This is a genomic window from Aerococcus sp. L_32 (genome assembly GCF_050689315.1).
The window spans coordinates 1-2,437 of sequence record NZ_JBOEQF010000297.1 but is presented as its reverse complement, the minus strand read 5'-3'; the positions used below and the strand labels follow the sequence as shown (position 1 = coordinate 2,437).

Here is a 2,437-nt window from a genome sequence, read left to right as displayed (position 1 = left end):
GATGTCTTCAACTAAAGTGTTTAAAGCACGCTCTTTATCCATTAAGCTAGAAATTACTTCGTTGTTCGCTAATTTCTCTTGTAATTCGTTAGCATTTTTTTCATCTTCTTCAGTAATTTCTTGGCCTAATTGGGCTTTGAATTGGAAGCTTGATTGTAACGCACGGAATTCAGTGTAGATATCGAATGCTTCTTGGTCATTTTTTAACGCTTCAACAGCTGCTACTAAATCTTTATAAGCTGCTTCTTCACGGATGTCGCGTTCTAATTGGTTAATTGTATCGTAAATATTTGACAAAATGTTCACTCCTCAAAAATGTTCTTAGGACTATGACTACTGGGTCACGTCCTTAGTTGCTATTTAACAATAGTTATCATATCGAGCGTTAGGCGACTTGAGGTCGCGCCGCTTCTTTTCAACTACATCTTCCAATATAACATGCTTTCAGAATCATTGAAAGCCAAAAGGGGTGGCTTATTGTCCGCCAAATAATCCTTGGAAGAATTCTTGTACAGAATCAAAGACTGATCCGCCTGTTGATTCACTGTCAGACGTTGATTCCTCTGAAGATGATTCTTCTGACGCTGCGGCTTCTTCCGATTGAATTTGGTTGTACTCATCATAAGCTGATTGCACCGTAAATTCAGTTCCTGGACTAGCATTCAAGACACCATCTAGGATGTCTGAGAAGGCCAATTTAGATGATCCTTCTGACTGATACCATAAGTAAGTATCTTCATCGGTATCATCAAATCCAAACCATGTGGCAATGACCACATCTGGTGTATAGGCAATATCCCATTCATCTTTGTTGCCTGACGAGAAGTTTTCAGATTCAGCTGAACCTGTCTTACCAGCAATTTCATAGCCTTCGGGTTCCATAGTTGAACCAGTACCACCTTCATCATAAACAGACATTAGAATAGAAGTCATTTCGTCGGCCACTTCTTCTGATACTGCTTGGTTTTGAACAGGTCCTTGTTCTTCAACCACTATATTTCCTTGTTGGTCTTCAATTCGGGTAATATATTGCCCTTCAGAACGCACCCCACCGTTAGCGAAAGCAGAATAGGCAGAGGCCATTTGCAGTGGCGATACCCCACCATCACTGAAAGCACCCAAGGCTAAACCTAAGTTTTTATCGGCCTCGGTATATGGAATGCCAAAGTCATCTAATTTGGATACGGCTGCATTCACACCGAGCTCATTCATCAACCAAACAGCTGAGGTATTTTTCGACTTAGCCACGGCATCCCATAGTAGAATTTCCCCAACAGATTCAAAGTTCCAGTTTTCAGGGGTATAGTTATCGGTCCCGTAAGACTGTACTTCATCAGGGATGACAGATTGCGCGGTGTAACCTTTTTCCAAGGCTAGGGCATAAACCAATAACGGTTTAATAGTTGAAGCAGGGCTTCTTGAAATTTGGGTTGCCCGGTTAAAGCCCCTAAATGAGTAGTCGCCAGTACCACCGACTGAGGCCATTACCCCACCAGTTGCTGGGTCCATCACAACGGACGCTGATTGGGCCAATTCACCAGCTGGCGACGTTGGGAATAGCGATGTATTCTCATATGAAGCCTCTAATTCCGTTTGGTAAGTTTGATTTAAGTTGGTATAAATCCTGTAATTACCGTTCATAATATCTTCTTCAGATAAGCCGTATTTATCGATTGCCTCATTGATTACCGCATCGAAGTAATAAGGATAAGCGTAGTTATCGCTAGAAGTATCATTATTCATTTGCACCAATTCCGTATTAATCGCGGCATTGGCTTCCTCTTGTGTGATGAATTTATTATCGGCCATTAACTGTAAAATGGTATTACGGCGTTCCACCGTCGCATCATAATCATCCACTGGGTTATAAATGGTTGGGCCTTTCAATGCACCGGCAATGACCGCTGCATTATCAACAGTCACCGCGGATGCTGACACCCCAAAGTATTTCAAGCTGGCATCCTCTACTCCATAAGCACCGTTACCGAAGTAGGCATTATTTAAATACATTTCTAAAATTTCATCTTTTGTATAATTCTTCTCGATTTCAAATGCCAAGAATAACTCTTTTAACTTACGCATCAAGGACTGGTCATTGTCCAAAAAGGCATTCTTCACTAATTGCTGGGTAATGGTTGACCCACCTCCGACAATTTGTCCACTTGTTAAATAACCAAAAGCCGCACGGGCAATCCCAATAGGGTCAAACCCTTGGTGGTCATAAAATCGTTTATCCTCTGTTGAAATGACCGCATCTTGAATATTGGTCGATATATCTGCCAATTCAACATAGGTACCGGCATCATTGGATATTTCACCAGCATACTCGCCGTCTTGGTCATAAAACTCCGTTGTCACTTGCAGTTTTGCCGGCAAGTCACTCACATCAGTCGTTTTGGCCCCTATTAGTAAATAGGATTCCAAGACAAATCCAAAA

General features: G+C 41.8%; 2 protein-coding genes. Both read right to left on the bottom strand.

What is annotated here, in order from left to right; translation table 11 throughout:
• Positions 1-306: YlbF family regulator (locus ACRCJ0_RS12015; protein WP_431390566.1), on the bottom strand; the 306-nt coding region annotated here is incomplete at its 3' end.
• Positions 307-474: 168 nt separating this feature from the next.
• A partial coding sequence (locus tag ACRCJ0_RS12010) for a transglycosylase domain-containing protein (RefSeq protein WP_431390565.1) occupies positions 475-2,437 on the bottom strand: 1,963 nt, incomplete at its 5' end.